Raw genomic sequence first — 15,869 nt, 5'->3', positions numbered from 1 at the left:
AGCCAGGGCCCCCAGCCGGGCCGGCCAGTAGCCCAGCCAGCTGATCCGGTCAGGCGGCCTCGAGGACGAAGAACAGGAAGCTCAGGAAGGCCGTCTTGCCCGCGAGTTCCTCGGGGAATCGCTCGCGGGCGCCCGGTGCGGGGTGCGGCTCGCTGACGACGGCCGTCCGGAAGCCGGCGGCGGTGAAGGCGTCGGTCATCGCGTGCAGCGGACGGTGCCAGTAGGTGAGCACGGCCTTCTGGCCGCTGAAGATGTACTCGTCGGCCCACTTGACGGTGGCGAAATAGTCGGCTTCGGGATAGAGCAGCTTGAAGATGATCGGGTGGTTGACGGCCATGATCAGCCGTCCGCCGGGCTTCAGCACCCGTCGTATCTCGGCGAGCGGCGCGGACCAGTCCTCCAGGTAGTGGAGCACCAGGGCGGCGATGACATCGTCGAACGCGCCGTCCGGATACGGCAGGGGTTCGGCCAGGTCGGCGACCCGCAAGTCCGCGTCGGGGCCGAGCCGTTTCCGGGCCAGCTCCACCATTTTGGTGCTGGCGTCGAAGCCGGTCATGAGGGCGCCGCGGTCGCGCAGTGCCTCGAACAGGGGGCCCGCTCCGCAGCCGGCGTCGAGGATCCGACGGCCGGACACCTCCCCTGCCAGGTCCAGGATCGCCGGTCGCGTGTAGTAGGCGTTGACGAGGCTGCTCTCGTTTTCGGCCGCATACGCCTCGGCGAAGGTGTCGTAGTCGTTTTCGACGGTGGAGGCCATACGCCCCAATATGGCGCACGCGGAAACCCGTTGGCGGCCAACGACGGCGGCCGCTAGTCTCCCGGTAGCCGTGCGAGAGACCGAGGAGGTGGTACCCGTGAACGCAGTATCGACATGGGTGCTCCCCTCTGGGGTCACGGTCGGGCGATAGGTCGTCCGGGAGCGCCGTTCTGAGCACTCCCGAAAGGCACGACCATGCGTTTCATTTCCGAGCAGCGTTTCGACGACGGCGTCCTCGAACGCGAATTCATCCTCGGCGACATCCCCGGCATCCTGTGGACGCCCGCGTCCGGGGCCGCACCCGCCCCGCTGATCCTGATGGGACACCCCGGCGGGGTCCGCAAGATGTACCCCCGGCTGGTCGCCCGGGCGAGGCACGCCGCCGCGTCCGGCTACGCCGCGGTCACCATCGAGCTTCCCGGCGGCGGTGACCGGCCCCGGATCGCCGCCGCCGAGGAGGCCCGCGTCGATCTGCGCCGGGCGGTGGAGGCCGGCGAGCCGGTCTCCGACGAGATCGTCGTCCGGCTCGTTCTCCCCCTGGTCGAAAAGGCGGTGCCGGAATGGCAGGCCACTCTCGACGCCCTCCTCGAGCTGCCCGAGATCGGCGGCCCGGTCGGGTACTCGGGAGGGGTGATCGCCATCGGGACCCGGCTGGCGGCGGTCGAGCCGCGCATCTCGGCCGCGGTCCTGTTCGCGGGAAGTTACGTGCCTCGTTCCCTGTTCGAGGACGCCCGGCGGGTCACCATCCCGCTGCATGTCCTGCTTCAGTGGGACGACGAAGGAAACGACCGGCAGCTGGCCTTGGACCTGTTCGACGCCTTCGGCTCGAAGGAGAAGACGCTTCAGGCCAACATGGGCGGACACACCGGCGTCCCGCGGTTCGCGGGGGAGGAGGCAGGCCGGTTCTTCGACCGGCACCTGAGGTGAGGACGGGGCAGCGGGGGCGCCGAGTCCCTGCCCCACCTGTCCTCGAGGGGTAAGGCAAGGGCGTCGCGAAGGCCCCTTTGCGACGTTCACCGTCTCAAAGGGGGCCTTCGCGACGATCGAACGGGCCCTCACCGGGCACGGGAACTCCGTCTTCACGACGTCGTGCGCGCCATCCGACGGCGGGGATGACGGCCAGTGCCAGGACGCCGCCGAGGAGGGCGAGCGCGGGGTAGCCGATGCCGACCACGACGAACCCGGACGACATGCCGCCCGCCGCGCCGCCGATCGCGACACCGACGTCGGCCATCCCCTGGGTCTTCGCGCGGGTGGCGACGGGTGCGGCGTCGGTGATGATGGCGGTGCCGCTGACCATGCCGAGGTTCCAGCCCAGTCCGAGGAGGATGAGCGCGAGGGCCAGGAGTACCACCGAGTCGCCTGGGGCGGCCGCGGCGAGGACGGCGGCGACGGCCAGGGTGATCCCGCCGGCGACGGCGATCTCGCGACGGCCGTAGCGGTCGACGAGCAGCCCGGACAGCGGCGAGGGCAGGAACATCGCGCCGACGTGGAGTGCGATGACCAGACCGGCGGCGCCGGTGCCGTGACCGTGCCCGAGCAGATGGATCGGGGTCACGGTCATGATCGCGATCATCGTGATCTGGGCCAGTACCATCACCAGGATCCCTTGTGGCACACCAGGTCCCTCGCCCGTGTCCTGGATGGTGCCGGGTGCCCGCCCGTCCGGTGGGAGGGTGCGGGCGAGCAGGTACGGGTCGGGGCGCAGCCAGCCGAGGAGGACCACGGCGGCCAGGGCGTAGGCCACTCCGGAGACGAGGAAGAGTCCGGTGAGCGGCGGTAGTCCCAGTGCGGCCGCGAGGACACCGGTCGGGGCGGCGAGGGTGGCTCCCACCACCCCGCCGAGAGTGGTGGCGACCAGGACGGTGGACACCGCGCGTGCCCGGCGGGCGGGGGCGGCGAGGTCGGCCCCGGCGTAGCGGGCCTGGAGGTTGGCCGCCGCGCCCGCGCCGTACAGCAGGAGCGCGACGACCATCAGGACCGCGTTCTGCAGGACCGCGCCGGTGATGATCCCCGCGCTGCCCGCGGCTCCCGCGAGGTAGCCGCCCGCGAGTCCGGGGCGGCGGCCCCGCGATTGGGACAGGCGGCCGACGCCGACGGCGGCGATCGCGGTTCCGGCGGTGAGCAGGCCGCTGGGCAGCCCGGCCAGCGCGGTGGAGCCGAGCATGTCCTGGAACAGCAGGGCGCCGACGGTGACTCCCGCCGAGAGGCCGACGCCGCTGAGCACCTGCGAGACGGTCAAGACGGTCAGCGTGCGTTTCTGTGTCCGCGGCAGTGAGTCCGTGGTGACCGGCTCGGTCAGGTGCTGGGACATCAGCCGAGCCGCAGGCGGTCGGCGAGGCCCGCCGCGGTGAACGCGGCCACGACGTCGTCGCGATTTTCGGTGAAGTGGTCCCAGCTGTCGACGTGGACGGGGACGACGGTGCCGGCGCCGAGGATCTTCGCCGCTTCCGCGGCCAGGGCGCTGTCGAGGACGAGCAGTGCGCCGTCGAAGACCCCCTCCAGCCGCGGGGCCCCGGCGAAGAGGACGGCGGTGTCGACCGGGCCGAACCGTTCGGCGACCTGCCGGACCACGTCGAGGGAGGCGTTGTCGCCGCTGACGTAGACGGTCGGCAGGTCCTGGGCGGTCAGTACGAAACCGACGACCTCCCCGGTGACCTTGTCCGCGCCTTCGGGGCCATGCTGCGCGGGCGCGCCGGTGACGGTCACGACTCCCCCGTCCGGGCGGGGCAGGTCGACCGACTCCCACGGCGCGAGCCCCTTCGCGGTGCCGCCGAGCCGGCCCGCGCCGCTGGGGGTGGTGAGGGTCAGCGGTACGTCGGCCAGCAGTTCCCGGCCGGAGTGGTCGAGGTTGTCGGGATGCTCGTCGTGTGACAGCAGGACCGCGTCGACGGGGCCGAGGTCGGCGCGCTTCGTCGAGGGCGGGGCGGTCTTGGTCAGGCCGGGCCTGCCACCGGGCCTGGGGTAGTGGCCGGGCTCGTCGAAGGTCGGGTCGGTCAGGAACCGCAGGCCGCCGTACTCGATCAGCGCCGTCGGCCCACCGAAGACCTGGACGGAGAGCTGGTCGCTGATCGGGTTCACGCCTACTGCCATCTTCCACCTCACGGATAGGTATTGTTCTTTCCGTGAAGAACGCTAGCGGGTTCTCACGGATTCCCGCAACCACTTCCGTGAGACTTTCTCATGGTTGAATCCGCTGACTACCATGAGGTCGTGGACGATTACGCCGGGACCGATCTCCTTCCTCCCGCGCCGGGGGCGGAGCAGTACGTCGCGCTCGCGTTCGCCAACACCGCGATCGCGTTGCCCGGCGGGCAGTTCGTCGACCAGGTCGGTACCCCCGACAGCGCGACGCGCTGGCTCGTCGAGCACGGTTTCGCCCCGCCCGGGACCGGGTTGCGGGAGATGTGCGCGGCGCAGATCCGGTCACTGCGCGAACAGGTGCGAGTCCTGCTCGCTTCCCGGTCGTGCGCGGAGCCTGCCCCGCAGAGTGCCCTCAACGCCGTCAACGACGCGCTGAGCAAGGCGCCCACCGCCGCGCTCCTGCGCTGGGATCCGGTACAGGGGCTGTGCCGCACCGCGCCGCATCCGATCACCCAGATCGTGGAACACGCTCTGGCGGCCCTCGCGGCCAACGCCGCCGATCTGCTCACCGGACCGGACGCCGACCGGCTGGCCGCCTGCGGATCCGCGCCGTGCAACCGGTTCTTCCTGCGCAACGGCCGTCGTCAGTGGTGCTCGGTCCGCTGTGGCGACCGGGCCCGTGCCGCCCGGGCCTACGCCCGGCGCACCCAGCACGAACCGGTCGGGTGAGCCTGGCCTACTGAGCCAGGTCGAGCGGGCGCCGGACCGGGATTCCGTAGTCGCCGGGCGGCAACGCCGGACGGTGGTAGTGGTGCCGGAGACCGAGGGCCGTGGTCCCCAGTGCGAGCACCGCGTAGGCGATCAGCCAGCCGGTGAACCCGGCGGGAGCGCTGTCGCCGGTCGCCACGTCGAACAGGACGATCGCCCCGTAGAAACCGGGCGCCGCGGCCTGGCAGTCCAGGACCCGCAGCTCGGTGTCGACGGCCGCCGAGGCGGTGTCCTCGGCCTGGACGGGCCGCCGCAGGGTAACCACCAGGATCACCGCGCAGCAGAGGGCGGGCCAGCAGAGCGCGCCCAGCCAGGTCCAGGCGTAGGCCTTCGCCGGGCTGGTGAGGTGGATGGCCGCCGCGAGCGCGGCGGCGCCGCCGAAGGTGATCGCGAGCGAGGCGATGTACCAGCCGCCGAGGATCTTCCGCGCCGGCGGGCGCCCGGAGCGGCGGTCCATGACCGGCAGCGGACCCAGCGCGCGCTCACGGTGCAGGTACGACGCCCAGAGCGCGGTCTGCAGGCTGGCACAGATGAAGTAGAGGCTGACGCCGTCGGACGCCCCTTCGCCGCGAGCCACCAGAAACTCGTAGGCGCCGCCCAGCAGCGTGCTCACCACCACCGCTCCAACGAGCCACCAGAGCCTGCCGGGCACCATCCGGCTCAGCCGCGGGCCGACCCGGATGGCGAGCGACCTCGATGGCTCCCCGACCTCGATCCCGCGTCTGGCCAGCCACTTCCTGGTCACCGCGATCTCTTCCGGCCTGAGTTCGCCGGCCCATCCCTGGTGTGCTTCCACCGCGGTTCCCCTTCGCTCGCTACCGGATGCACGCCCGGCACCGTGCGATGGTTGCCTCAGCGATACGACGCGAATCGCTCCAGTAGCGGCTTCGGGGAGTCCTCGGCGAAGCAGAGGTCGAGGCTTTCCGCGGATTCTGCCGCCGAGGCCTCGCCACGGGGGAACAACTCCTTCTCGTACGCGCCGAGAGCGGCCTCGACGTCGCCGGGGTGGGCGATGAGGGCGCGGCCGAGTTCGGCGCCGTCGAACATCGCGAGGTTGGCGCCCTCCCCGGCGAACGGCGACATCAGGTGGGCGGCGTCGCCGAGGAGGGTGACGCCGGGGACACGGTCCCAGCGGTGGCCGACCGGCAGCGCGTGGATCGGCCGGGCGACCAGGTCGCCGTCCGCGTCGGTGATCAGTGCCCGCAGGTTCGCGTCCCAGCCGTCGAAGTGCGTCAGCACGGCGGCTTTCGCTCCGGCGGTGTCGCTGAAGTCGATCCCGCGGATCCAGTCCTCAGCGGTCCTCAGCGCGATGTAGACGTGCAGGCTGCCGGTGGAGTCGTGGTGGGCCAGGAGGCCTTTGCCCGCACAGAGTGCGAAGAACATGCCGCCGCCGACGAGTGCCGCGCTCGCGGGGTGGCGGGTCGCGGCGTCGTGGAGGTGGACCTCGACGAAGGAGATGCCTTCGTAGGCCGGTTCGGCGTCGGAGACCAGGGGCCGGATCCTGGACCACGCGCCGTCGGCGCCGATCAGCAGGTCCGTGGTGAACACCGTGCCGTCGGCCAGGACGACCTCGTGTTTCCCGCCGCCGACTGGATGGGCGGCGGTGATCTTGGTGCCCCAGCGCACGGTGTCCGCGGGCAGGGAGCCGAGCAGGAGGTCGCGCAGATCGCCGCGGGCGACTTCGGGGCGTCCGCCGTCGCCGTCGTCGGTCTCGTCGAGGTGGACGACAGCGTGCCGGTCGAGGATGCGCAGGGCCTCGCCGCCGGGGTGCACGAGTGCTCGGAACCGGTCGTGGAGACCGGCCGCGCGGAGGGCTTCCTGGCCGGTGTCCTCGTGGATGTCGAGCATCCCGCCCTGCGCTCTGGCCGACGGTGACGCGTCCAGGTCGAAGACCGCGGCCTCGACGCCGTTGACGTGCAGGACGCGGGCGAGCGTGAGCCCGCCCAGGCCCGCGCCGACAATCGCGATGGGGTGGTGTGTGGTCATGCCGGGTTCCTTCCGGGTGGTACGGCGGTGTCGGCGATCCCGGTGATGAGCACCTGGAAGCCCCAGGACATCCGCTGTGCGGGTTGTCCGGTGAGCAGGTCGCCCGCGTGGGCGGCGACCTGCGGATGCGTGGTGGCGTCGGCGTCGCGGACGGCGCGGGCGAGCGCGTCCCAGTCCTCCGGGGAGTCCTCGCCGGCGTGCTCGGCCGCGATCGCCGTCGCGTGCTGCAGGAGGATGTCGACGCCCCAGGCGCGCCGCTCGGGAGGCACGTCGCCCTCGGCGAGCAGGCTCAGGAGCGTCTCGAGCAGGCCGAGGTAGTTCTCGCCGCTCGGGCGGGCCACCAGGGCGGACAGCGCGAGACCGGGGTATTCGAGCAGCATCGCCGTGTACGCGGTCAGCAGCCGTTCGAGCCGGTCACGCCATCCGCCCCGCGACGGCGGCGGGGCGATCGTGCCCAGGAGTTCGTCCAGGATCGCCGCGTGCAACTCGGCGGTATTGCGGACGTAGACGTAGAGCGAGGCCGCGCCGGTGTCGAGTTCCTGCGCCAGGCGGCGCATCGTCACCTTCCGCAAGCCCTCCTCGCGCAGGATCCCGACAGCGGTCGCGACGATGCCGTCGCGGGTCAGGGCGGGCTTCGCCGGTCGCTCCCGGCGGCTCTTCTCCAGTGCCATGAAGCCAGCTTAACGAACATGTTCGCTCCGAACAAGTTCGTGACGAACATGTTCGTCACAGGTCACACTGAGTTCCCCGATCCCGGGCCGGAAGAGGTGTGTCCACAACGGACGGATATGACAAAGGCAGAGAGATCGACTCTCCCTGCCACTTCCAACGTATACCGCACCCCGGGGCTTGCGGCAAGACCCCGGTCGTCCCGGACAATCACCCGCCGTAAGCACGAGCTCGACAAACGGGGGAACTCTTGATCGACGTGATCATCGCCGGTGGTGGCCCGACCGGCATGATGCTGGGCGCCGAACTACGACTGCACGGCGTCGGCGTGGTCGTCCTGGAAAAGGACGTGGAACAGAGCAAGGTCGTCCGCTCGATGGGCCTGCACGCGCGCAGTATCGAGGTGATGGACCAGCGGGGCCTGCTGGAGCGCTTCCTCGAACACGGGACGAAGCACCCGCTCGGCTCCTTCGCCGGCATCAGGAAACCGCCGCCCGCGGTGGACAGCGCCCACGCGTACCTCCTCGCCATCCCCCAGACCATCACCGACCGCCTGCTGATCGACCACGCCGCCGAAGTCGGCGTCGACATCCGGCGAGGCCGCGAAGTGACCGGGCTGAGCCAGGACGAGGACGGGGTGGACGTCGAGCTGGCCGACGGCACCCGGCTGCGGTCGCGGTATCTCGTCGGCTGCGACGGCGGCCGCAGCACGGTGCGCAAACTCCTCGGCGTCGACTTCCCCGGGGAGCCCACCACGGTCGAGACGCTGCTGGGCGAGATGGAACTGACCGAGGACTGGGACACGGTGCTCGCCGTGATGACCGAGGTCCGCAAGACACAGCTGCGGTTCGGTGTCTCCCCGATCGGCGACGGGATGTACCGGGTCGGCGTGCCCGCCGACGGTGTCAGCGACAACCCCCAAGTCCCGCCGACCTTCGAAGAGATCAAGAAGCAGCTCAAGGCCGTCGCCGGGACCGACTTCGGCGTGCACTCGCCGCGCTGGCTCTCCCGCTTCGGCGACGCCACCCGGCTGGCCGAGCACTACCGCGTCGGACGCGCGTTCCTCGCCGGCGACGCCGCGCACATCCACCCACCGGTCGGCGGGCAGGGCCTCAACCTCGGCGTCCAGGACGCCTTCAACCTCGGCTGGAAACTGGCCGCCGCGATCGACGGCTGGGCACCGGACGGCCTGCTGGACACCTACGAGACCGAACGCCGTCCGGTGGCCGCCGCCGTACTGGACAACACCCGCGCCCAGATGCACCTGATGTCCCTCGAACCGGGCGCCCAGGCGGTCCGGCGGCTGCTGTCGGAACTGATGGACATCGAAGAGGTGAGCCGGTACCTGACCGAGAAGACCACCGCGACCGGGATCCGCTACGACTTCGGCGACGGGCACGAACTGCTCGGCCGCCGGATGCGGGATCTGGAACTGAAGCAGGGGCACCTTTACGGGCTCATGCGCGGGGGCCGCGGGCTGCTGCTCGACCAGACCGGGCGGCTTTCGGTGCGGGAGTGGGGAGACCGGGTCGACCACGTCGTCGATGTCAGCGAGGAACTCGACGTGCCCGCGGTCCTGCTGAGGCCGGACGGTCACGTCGCGTGGACCGGCGAAGACCAGCAGGGCCTGTCCGGGGCGCTGCGCCGGTGGTTCGGAGAGGGCGAAGGGCTCTAGTGCGGCGGCGCCGGGCGCTATTGGCTGGGGGCGTTCGAAACCGCTGCCACGACAGGAGTTGATGACGATGACCGGACGGGTCGTGCACTTCGAGATTCCGTTCGAAGACGGCGAGCGCGCACGAGGCTTCTACCGCGAGGTCTTCGGCTGGAAGGCCGACGCGATGCCCGGGATGGACTACACGATGGTCTCCTCCGGCCCGACCGGCGACACCGGCATGCCCTCGGAACCGGGCTTCATCAACGGCGGGATGCTGGCGAAGGGCCTCGGCCCCGCCGAGGGGCCGGTGATCGTGCTCGACGTCGGCAGTATCGACGACACACTCGCTGTCATCGAGAAGCAGGGCGGTTCGACCCTGGTCGGGCGGACCGCGGTCGGCGAGATGGGCTTCTCGGCCTACTTCCGGGACACCGAAGGCAACGTCATGGGCCTGTGGGAGACGGCGGGCCAGGGCTGAGCCCCGCAGGGTCCGTGACCGGCTCGGTCACGGACCCTGCGGTCCCCGGTAGCGCAGCGTCTGGTTGTAGACGATGTTGGTGTTCGTGCTCCCGAACAGCGCCAGTTCGTTGACGATCTCCTCCAGCCGCCCCATCGACGGCGCCGCGACCTTCAGCGAATAGCAGTCGTCACCGGTGGTGCGGAGGCATTCGAGGATCTCGGTCCGCTCGGCCAGCAGCTTGTGCAGCGGGGCGTGCTTGCTGCCGGGGTACTTCAGCCGCACCACCGCGAGCACCACGTACCCGGCCTTCTCGAGGTCGACGTCCGCGCGGTATCCGGTGATCACCCCGGCCGACTCCAGCCGCTTCACCCGTTCCGTCGTCGCCGACGCGCTCAGACTGACCCGTTTCCCCAGCTCGGTCAGCGGGAGACGGCCGTCCTTCTGGAGCTCCACGAGGATGGCCCAGTCCGTCGCGTCGAGAGTCTCGGTCATCCGGCCAGATTACCGGCAGATCCACGGCGCGAGCCGCGATACGCCGGGAAAGATCTCTTCCCGGCCGGTGACCGGCGCCGATAGCCTTGCCCGGTGCGAATAGGCGTCAACGTCCCGAATTTCGGCCCGGGGACCGACCCGGGAACCCTCCGCGGCTGGGCCACCACGGTCGAAGGCCTCGGCTACGACCTGCTCATGGTGTCCGACCACGTCGCGATCACCCCCGACGTCGCCGAGCAGTACCCGGCGCCGTTCTACGAACCGTTCACGACACTGTCGTGGCTCGCGGGGGGGACGACCAGGATCCGGCTCGGCACCACCGTGCTCATCGTCCCGTACCGGCATCCGCTGCTGATCGCGCGGATGGCCGCGAACCTCAACCAGCTCAGCGGCGGACGGCTCGTGCTCGGCGTCGCGTCCGGATGGGCCCGCCAGGAGTTCGCGGCGCTCGACGTCCCGTTCGAGAAACGGGGACGGCTGACCGACGACCACCTCGACGCCGTCCGGGACGCCTGGGCGAACGACACCGACTACCGCGCGGGCGACATCCCGATCTGGGTCGGCGGCAACAGCGACGCCGGGATCCGCCGCGCCGTCCGGGTCGGCGACGCCTGGCATCCGCTGCGGGCCACCCTCCCCTGGCTCACCGAGGCGCTCACCCGGGTCAAGGCCATCGCCGACGGCCAGGGCCGTCCCGTCCCCGCGTTCACCCCGCGGATCCTGCTGAACATCACCGACCGGCCGGTCACCGGCCCGGACCGGGCCGCCGGGGAAGGCACGATCGAGCAGATCGTCGACGACCTCGACCGGCTCCGCCACCTCGGCGCCGAGACGGTCGTGCTCGACCCGTTCTCCGGCGACCCCGAAGAGACCCGGCGACCGGAAGCCGCCTGGCAGGCACTGGCGACCGTCGCCGCACACTGGGAACTGGGCCACTACCGGTCCGAAAAGGAGCGATCATGACCGAAGAGGACGAGAAGTTCCTCCGCCGCGCCATCGAACTGGCCGCGAAGTCCCGCGCCGACGGCGACCCGCCCTTCGGGTCGCTGCTCGTCGGGCCCGACGGCACGGTGCTGGCCGAGGAGCACAACACCACGGTGTCCCAATCGGACATCAGCCTGCACCCGGAACTGAAACTCGCCGTCTGGGCCGCGCGCGAACTGGAACCCGCCGTCGCGGCCGCGACGACGATGTACACCAGCTGCCAGCCGTGCGGGATGTGCCAGGGCGCCATCGAACGTTCCAGCCTGGGACGGGTCGTGTTCGCCCTGTCCGGTGAGCAGGTCACCGCGCTCAAACCGCCGTCCACCGCGCCGGCCGTACGCCTGGAAGGCCCGGCGCTGTTCGACGAGGCCCGGGTGCCGGTGGCGGGCTACTACACCTGATCCTGGACGAATCGGAATTCGGGTGGGGCCAGAATCGGCCCCATCACCGGATTCTCTTTCCGCAGCTCGATTTTCGCGGCCGGCAATTCACTCCAGCATTCCAGGACCCGCGCGGTCGCCTGGTTCACGAAACGCGAACCGACACAAGCGGCCGCCCCGAAACCATAGGGAAGATAGACCGCTTTATACCCCTCGGGCGGATTTTCCCAGCGCGACGGCAGGTACTCGTCCGCGTCATTCCACACCCTCGGATCACGGTGCAGGAGGAAAGTGCACAGATAAAGCCGCTCGCCCGGTGACAGCGCCCCCCCGCCGACCTCGACCGGGGTGGTGACCTTCCGGGACATCAGCCAGGCCGTCGGCCACAGCCGCAGCGCCTCACGCACCCGGTCCTCCACCGGGTCGCGCGGCTCTGCCCTGGTCAGCGTCGCACCGGCCGGCATCCCGAGCCGCCAGCCGCTGTCGAGCAGCACACACCACGAGATGACCATCGCGGTCGCCCGGCAGATCGCCCCGATGAGACCGTGCAGCATCAGCGCCACGTCGTCCATCGACCCGACCGTGTCGTGGATGGCCTTCTGGAAACCCGTGTCTCCGTCCCGATCCGACGCCCATCGGTGGAGCGCGGCCTCCGCCCGGCTGTGCGCGATGCGACGACGAAGCGCGAGAACGGCGGATTTGTCCCGGTCACGCCGATTCGAGAACGCCAGCGCGCGGTTCAGCGCCTTGCGAGCCGACGGGGTGAGGTCGGGCAGCAGCCGTTCACCGAACAACCGCAGGTACAGATCCGAGACCGCCGTGGGCCAGACCTCGCCGCCCATCGCGGCCGCCAGCTCCTCCGCGATCCGCTCCTTCGGCAACGACCGCAGCACGGTGTCCAGTTCCCGCGCGATGGCCGCGTTCACCGGACGGCTCTTCGGCGAACCCGGGATCCAGTCCGAGGCGGCCCCCAGTGTGGCCGCGCGAGCCTCGAAAGGCTCCGTCGTACTCGCGAGAACCGTACGGACGATCTCCGCGTCGGACACCAGGTACCGACCTGGTTCGAACAGCACCACCGGCGGTTTCCCGGCCCGGTCCCACGTCAGGAGATGACGCAGGGGATCGGCCATCAAGCCACCCGGGACGCCGTCGACGACTGTGTGCATGACTTCCCCCAGAAAAAGACGGTTGCGGCGGCGATCAGAGACCGCCGCCGCAACCGCAAAACACTCAGGCTCAGTAATCCATGTAGTAGATCAACCAGCCCGACTCCTTGCTGCGCATACTACGCAGCATCGAACGCGTGAAGAAACGAACAGCCTTCATTGAGCTTCCCCCAATCCCCAGTAGTCATCAACGTGACGAGCAGAAAATATGGGGCGGCTTACGATCCTGTCAATAGCGGAAAGAAAACCAGGTTCGGACTGCCCGACTTCACCTTCGCGACCCGGCGAGTTGCGTTAGGATGATCACGATGTCCGCCGAACTCGTGCCCACCGCGCCGGAAGCACCTGCCACCCGGCTACCGGAGACCAGGGCCGAGAACCGGCGGCAGGTCCTCGCCGAAGCCGTCGCGCTGCTGCCCGCCCTCCCCCCGGCCGATCCCCTCGACCGGTACGCGATCCGGCACATCACCACACTCTGGCTCGAGACCGACAAGACCGACCACACCCGCCGCGCCTACTACGCCGACCTCTCCGCCTGGCTCGGCTGGTGCGCCCGCACCGGCCTCGACCCGCTGACCGCACGCCGCGCCGACGTCGACGCCTGGAAGAACACCCTCACCGTCACCGGCCGCGACGGCCTCCCCCGGCCCGCCGCCGACTCCACCGTCGCCCGCACCCTCGCCGGCATCTCCAGCTGGTACCGGTACCTGCAGTCCAACGACGTCGCCGACCGCAACCCGGTCTCCGCGGTCAACCGGCCCAAGACCGGCAAGACCCCGCCGCTGCCCGCGCTCGGCGGCGAGGCGACGGCGAAACTGCTCAACCACATGGAGAACCGGGCCCGCGCCAACGACACCGAACCGTCCTGGCGCGACGCCGCCGTCGTCGCGATCCTGTTCTACACCGGACTGCGCGTCTCCGGCCTGACCACCGCCACCGTGCGCGACCTCGACACCGACGCCGGGCACACGATCCTGCGCTACACCGCCAAAGGCGGCCACCGCGACTTCGTCCCGCTCGTCCCCGCCGCCCAGCATCCGCTCCGCCGCTACCTCGACCTGCGCGCCGCCCGCACCGGCGTCCGCCCCGACGAACTCACCGGCCCGCTGCTCGCGACCATGCCCCACCCCTACGACAGCACCAAACCCGGCGGGAAACCGTTGGCACAGCGTGATGTCTGGTTCCTCCTGCGGGCACAGGCCCGCGCCGCCGGACTCGCCGAAGCCAACACGATCTCCCCGCACACCGCGCGGCGGACCACCGGAACCCTGCTGCTGGCCAACGACGTCCCGGTCCAGAAGGTCCAGGACCTGCTGGGCCACGCGGACATCCGCACCACCCGCGACCGGTACGACGCCCACCGGCACAAGCTGGAGACCTCCCCCGTGCACGCGCTCGCGCAACTTCTCGCCGACGCGCGTCACCGTCAGAGCTGAGCCCGCCCCAGCTGGGACCTCGTCGCCCCGATCACCACACCGTCGACCCGCGTGAGCCAGCTCCCGCACAGGCACCGGAGATAGTCGAGCCTCCCCTGCGACATCCGCTGGGACTTCGTCGTGCATCCGGGCAATTCGGCGAGCGGCCAACCACACCGCGGACAGCTGTTCTCTTCCATACCCCGATCGTGCTGTAATGACCTAATGCACTTCAACCCTTACGGAGGCGAGGCCGCCCAGATCGCCACCGCCCTGATCAACCTGGGCGACGCCGCCGGACCGGCCGAACTGACCGAGATCTTCAAAGACCGCATGACGGTCGCCGCCGTCCAAGAGCACGAAGCGACCGAGATCATCACCTGGACCAGAAGACTCCGCCGCGTCTTCGAAGCCGGCCCCACCGCCCGCGTCGACCTCGTCAACGCGCTCCTCCGCGACTCCGCCTCCAAGCCCTACATCTCCACCCACGACGGCAAAGCACCCCACCTGCACTACGTCGACGCACAAGCGGGCACCGTCGGCCGAGTCCGCGCCTACACCGCCGGAGGACTCGCCCACCTCGTCTGCGACGCCCCGGACCGCTTCGGCGTCTGCTCCCGCGAAGGCTGCGACACCGTCTACGTCGACACCTCCCGCAACGGACGCCGCCGGTTCTGCTCCACCCGCTGCGCGACCAGGGTCCACGTCGCCGACCACCGGACCCGCCAAGCAGGCCAGTACGCGACCTAGATCGCGTACCGCCACGCCGTCAGCGCGTGCGCCGAGAACCACGCCCCCAGCACCACCCACGCCACAGCCGCCGCCACCGCCGTCCCCGTCCGCCGCTTCGCCAACCCGATCGCGATCGGGATCAGCACCGGGAACGCCGGCAGGATGAACCGCATCTTCGCGTCCGGCAACCCCCGCGTACCGATCGCCAGCGCCAGCACACCGACCCCGTAGAGCGTCAACGGCCACGGCACCCGCAACACCACCGCCACCACCGCCAGCGCCACCGCCCCCAGCAGCATCAACACCGTCAGCGTGCTGAACACCGACTCGTCCGCGGTCAGCCGGGCCAGCACCGACTCCCAGGTCTCCACCCCGAAATCGAACTCGGTGTTCCACCCCCGCAACTCGATGTCCTGCCATCCCGTCCAGCTACCCGTCCGGTACGCGACGAACCCCAGATACCCCGCCACCCCCAGCGGCGCCACCACGGCGGCCGCCAACGCGGGCCACCGCTCATCGGCCCGCCGGAAAACCGCGATCAACGCCGCGACGACCACCACCCCGACCAGCACCACCGCCGTCGACCTCGACAACCCGGCCCCGAAGGCGCACAGCCCGGCCAGCCACCACCGCCGCTCCAGCACCCCCACCAGCGCCCACACCGCGAACGCGCAGAACAACGCCTCCGTGTAAGCCATCGAGAACGCGATCGCCATCGGCGCCCCGGCCCACAACGCCACCAGCAGCAACCCGGTCCGATCACCTTGCGCCGACGACACCGCCCGCCCGATCCGGATCAACCCGCACGCCAGCACCGCACCCGCCAGCACCGACACCGTCAGCGCCGCCACGACGACGTCCACCCCGAGCCACATCACCATCCCGACGAGCTTCGGATACAGCGGGAAGAACGCCATCGGCGCATCCGAATACGGCTGCCGCGCCGCGTCCAGCGTCCCCGGCAGATCCGCGTACCCATGCACCGCCAGCCGCAGATACCACTGCCCGTCCCACGCCGTCAGCCGATCGGTCAACGTCATGCCCCGGCGCGCGGCCAGCAGATCCAGCAACTGGACACTGGCCGTACGGATCACCAGGTAGAGCAGGATCGCCTTCGGATACGGCGCCCCCGCCAGCCGATCGAGCACTCTCTCGAACACACGCGCCGCACGCCCGGACTCGGGCACCACAGGAGGACCGGCGGGCTGATCAAGATCATCGACTTCTCGGAGCACGGCACCGAGTGTCCACAATCCCGGGTGATCCCGCCGTTCGATCACGGATATTGGCACGTCAGAACACGTGGGAAAGCCCACAACCCCCGC

The 15,869-nt window shown here is 70.4% G+C and carries 17 protein-coding genes; 8 read left to right on the top strand and 9 right to left on the bottom strand.

The genetic code is table 11. The annotated features are described in order from the left end of the window. Positions 1-49 precede the first annotated feature (49 nt). Positions 50-754: a class I SAM-dependent methyltransferase gene (locus SD37_RS20200; protein WP_044853350.1), complete on the bottom strand. Its 705-nt coding sequence runs from the start codon at positions 752-754 to the stop codon at positions 50-52. A 195-nt stretch (positions 755-949) separates the two neighbouring features. On the opposite strand from SD37_RS20200, the gene SD37_RS20195 reads away from it, so the two are divergent. Then, positions 950-1,681, top strand: a complete 732-nt coding sequence (locus tag SD37_RS20195) for a dienelactone hydrolase family protein (RefSeq protein ID WP_044853349.1) — start codon at positions 950-952, stop codon at positions 1,679-1,681. Between the two features lie 94 nt (positions 1,682-1,775). Here SD37_RS20195 and SD37_RS20190 read toward each other — a convergent pair whose 3' ends face one another. Together SD37_RS20190 and SD37_RS20185 are read right to left on the bottom strand one after the other, a co-directional pair. Beyond that, complete coding sequence (locus SD37_RS20190) at positions 1,776-3,068, bottom strand: MFS transporter (protein ID WP_044853348.1); 1,293 nt, start codon at positions 3,066-3,068, stop codon at positions 1,776-1,778. Continuing rightward, positions 3,068-3,847, bottom strand: coding sequence for an MBL fold metallo-hydrolase (locus SD37_RS20185; protein ID WP_044853347.1), 780 nt, complete (start codon positions 3,845-3,847; stop codon positions 3,068-3,070). The genes SD37_RS20190 and SD37_RS20185 overlap by 1 nt, the downstream gene beginning before the upstream one ends. Before the next feature lie 90 nt (positions 3,848-3,937). On the opposite strand from SD37_RS20185, the gene SD37_RS20180 reads away from it, so the two are divergent. Continuing rightward, positions 3,938-4,567 carry a CGNR zinc finger domain-containing protein gene (locus SD37_RS20180; RefSeq protein ID WP_044853346.1) on the top strand — a complete coding sequence of 210 codons (630 nt, stop codon included), beginning with the start codon at positions 3,938-3,940 and terminating at the stop codon, positions 4,565-4,567. 7 nt (positions 4,568-4,574) lie between these two features. Here SD37_RS20180 and SD37_RS20175 read toward each other — a convergent pair whose 3' ends face one another. Genes SD37_RS20175 through SD37_RS20165 form a run of 3 tightly spaced genes read right to left on the bottom strand, consistent with a single transcriptional unit; the run spans position 4,575 to position 7,263 of the window. Next, positions 4,575-5,402: a hypothetical protein gene (locus SD37_RS20175; RefSeq protein WP_044853345.1), complete on the bottom strand. Its 828-nt coding sequence runs from the start codon at positions 5,400-5,402 to the stop codon at positions 4,575-4,577. A 56-nt stretch (positions 5,403-5,458) separates the two neighbouring features. After that, entirely contained in the window at positions 5,459-6,592 is a 1,134-nt protein-coding gene (locus SD37_RS20170; RefSeq protein WP_044853344.1) for an FAD-dependent oxidoreductase, read from the bottom strand. After that, positions 6,589-7,263, bottom strand: coding sequence for a TetR/AcrR family transcriptional regulator (locus tag SD37_RS20165; protein ID WP_044853343.1), 675 nt, complete (start codon positions 7,261-7,263; stop codon positions 6,589-6,591). The genes SD37_RS20170 and SD37_RS20165 overlap by 4 nt, the downstream gene beginning before the upstream one ends. A 248-nt stretch (positions 7,264-7,511) precedes the next feature. Here SD37_RS20165 and rox point away from each other — a divergent pair, with 248 nt between their 5' ends. Both rox and SD37_RS20155 read left to right on the top strand, forming a co-directional pair. Beyond that, positions 7,512-8,936 carry a rifampin monooxygenase gene (gene rox, locus SD37_RS20160; protein WP_044853342.1) on the top strand — a complete coding sequence of 475 codons (1,425 nt, stop codon included), beginning with the start codon at positions 7,512-7,514 and terminating at the stop codon, positions 8,934-8,936. Positions 8,937-9,003: 67 nt separating this feature from the next. After that, entirely contained in the window at positions 9,004-9,393 is a 390-nt protein-coding gene (locus tag SD37_RS20155; protein WP_044853491.1) for a VOC family protein, read from the top strand. A 27-nt stretch (positions 9,394-9,420) separates the two neighbouring features. On the opposite strand, the gene SD37_RS20150 is transcribed toward SD37_RS20155, so the two are convergent. Next, positions 9,421-9,867 carry an Lrp/AsnC family transcriptional regulator gene (locus tag SD37_RS20150; protein WP_044853341.1) on the bottom strand — a complete coding sequence of 149 codons (447 nt, stop codon included), beginning with the start codon at positions 9,865-9,867 and terminating at the stop codon, positions 9,421-9,423. A gap of 93 nt (positions 9,868-9,960) precedes the next feature. On the opposite strand from SD37_RS20150, the gene SD37_RS20145 reads away from it, so the two are divergent. Together SD37_RS20145 and SD37_RS20140 are read left to right on the top strand one after the other, a co-directional pair. Beyond that, positions 9,961-10,830 (top strand): LLM class flavin-dependent oxidoreductase, encoded by an 870-nt coding sequence (locus SD37_RS20145; protein ID WP_065912896.1) that lies wholly within the window; start codon positions 9,961-9,963, stop codon positions 10,828-10,830. Next, complete coding sequence (locus SD37_RS20140; protein WP_037312284.1) at positions 10,827-11,252, top strand: nucleoside deaminase; 426 nt, start codon at positions 10,827-10,829, stop codon at positions 11,250-11,252. Before SD37_RS20145 ends, SD37_RS20140 begins: the two co-directional genes overlap by 4 nt. On the opposite strand, the gene SD37_RS20135 is transcribed toward SD37_RS20140, so the two are convergent. After that, on the bottom strand, positions 11,243-12,397 hold the full coding sequence (locus tag SD37_RS20135; protein WP_065912895.1) for a cytochrome P450: 1,155 nt from the start codon (positions 12,395-12,397) through the stop codon (positions 11,243-11,245). The two genes, SD37_RS20140 and SD37_RS20135, sit on opposite strands and share 10 nt — an antisense overlap. Positions 12,398-12,705: 308 nt before the next feature. On the opposite strand from SD37_RS20135, the gene SD37_RS20130 reads away from it, so the two are divergent. Then, complete coding sequence (locus SD37_RS20130) at positions 12,706-13,833, top strand: tyrosine-type recombinase/integrase (RefSeq protein ID WP_167369652.1); 1,128 nt, start codon at positions 12,706-12,708, stop codon at positions 13,831-13,833. A gap of 204 nt (positions 13,834-14,037) precedes the next feature. Continuing rightward, the gene (locus SD37_RS20120; protein WP_044853337.1) at positions 14,038-14,562 is read left to right on the top strand and encodes a CGNR zinc finger domain-containing protein; all 525 of its coding nucleotides are present in this window, start codon (positions 14,038-14,040) and stop codon (positions 14,560-14,562) included. Here the strand turns inward: SD37_RS20120 and SD37_RS20115 are convergent. Continuing rightward, positions 14,559-15,779: a glycosyltransferase 87 family protein gene (locus SD37_RS20115; protein WP_236725427.1), complete on the bottom strand. Its 1,221-nt coding sequence runs from the start codon at positions 15,777-15,779 to the stop codon at positions 14,559-14,561. The two genes, SD37_RS20120 and SD37_RS20115, sit on opposite strands and share 4 nt — an antisense overlap. Between the last annotated feature and the right edge of the window lie 90 nt (positions 15,780-15,869).

The sequence above is a fragment of the Amycolatopsis orientalis genome (genome assembly GCF_000943515.2).
Classification (GTDB): Bacteria; Actinomycetota; Actinomycetes; order Mycobacteriales; family Pseudonocardiaceae; genus Amycolatopsis; species Amycolatopsis orientalis.
This window is presented reverse-complemented; position numbering and strand designations above follow the sequence as displayed.

What these genes read in the sequence shown, in the direction of transcription:
- SD37_RS20200 (WP_044853350.1), bottom strand. Translation starts at nt 754, where the DNA reads ATGGCCTCCACCGTCGAAAACGACTACGACACCTTCGCCGAGGCGTAT.
- SD37_RS20195 (WP_044853349.1), top strand. Translation starts at nt 950, where the DNA reads ATGCGTTTCATTTCCGAGCAGCGTTTCGACGACGGCGTCCTCGAACGC.
- SD37_RS20190 (WP_044853348.1), bottom strand. Translation starts at nt 3,068, where the DNA reads ATGTCCCAGCACCTGACCGAGCCGGTCACCACGGACTCACTGCCGCGG.
- SD37_RS20185 (WP_044853347.1), bottom strand. Translation starts at nt 3,847, where the DNA reads ATGGCAGTAGGCGTGAACCCGATCAGCGACCAGCTCTCCGTCCAGGTC.
- SD37_RS20180 (WP_044853346.1), top strand. Translation starts at nt 3,938, where the DNA reads ATGGTTGAATCCGCTGACTACCATGAGGTCGTGGACGATTACGCCGGG.
- SD37_RS20170 (WP_044853344.1), bottom strand. Translation starts at nt 6,592, where the DNA reads ATGACCACACACCACCCCATCGCGATTGTCGGCGCGGGCCTGGGCGGG.
- SD37_RS20165 (WP_044853343.1), bottom strand. Translation starts at nt 7,263, where the DNA reads ATGGCACTGGAGAAGAGCCGCCGGGAGCGACCGGCGAAGCCCGCCCTG.
- SD37_RS20155 (WP_044853491.1), top strand. Translation starts at nt 9,004, where the DNA reads ATGACCGGACGGGTCGTGCACTTCGAGATTCCGTTCGAAGACGGCGAG.
- SD37_RS20150 (WP_044853341.1), bottom strand. Translation starts at nt 9,867, where the DNA reads ATGACCGAGACTCTCGACGCGACGGACTGGGCCATCCTCGTGGAGCTC.
- SD37_RS20140 (WP_037312284.1), top strand. Translation starts at nt 10,827, where the DNA reads ATGACCGAAGAGGACGAGAAGTTCCTCCGCCGCGCCATCGAACTGGCC.
- SD37_RS20135 (WP_065912895.1), bottom strand. Translation starts at nt 12,397, where the DNA reads ATGCACACAGTCGTCGACGGCGTCCCGGGTGGCTTGATGGCCGATCCC.
- SD37_RS20130 (WP_167369652.1), top strand. Translation starts at nt 12,706, where the DNA reads ATGTCCGCCGAACTCGTGCCCACCGCGCCGGAAGCACCTGCCACCCGG.
- SD37_RS20120 (WP_044853337.1), top strand. Translation starts at nt 14,038, where the DNA reads ATGCACTTCAACCCTTACGGAGGCGAGGCCGCCCAGATCGCCACCGCC.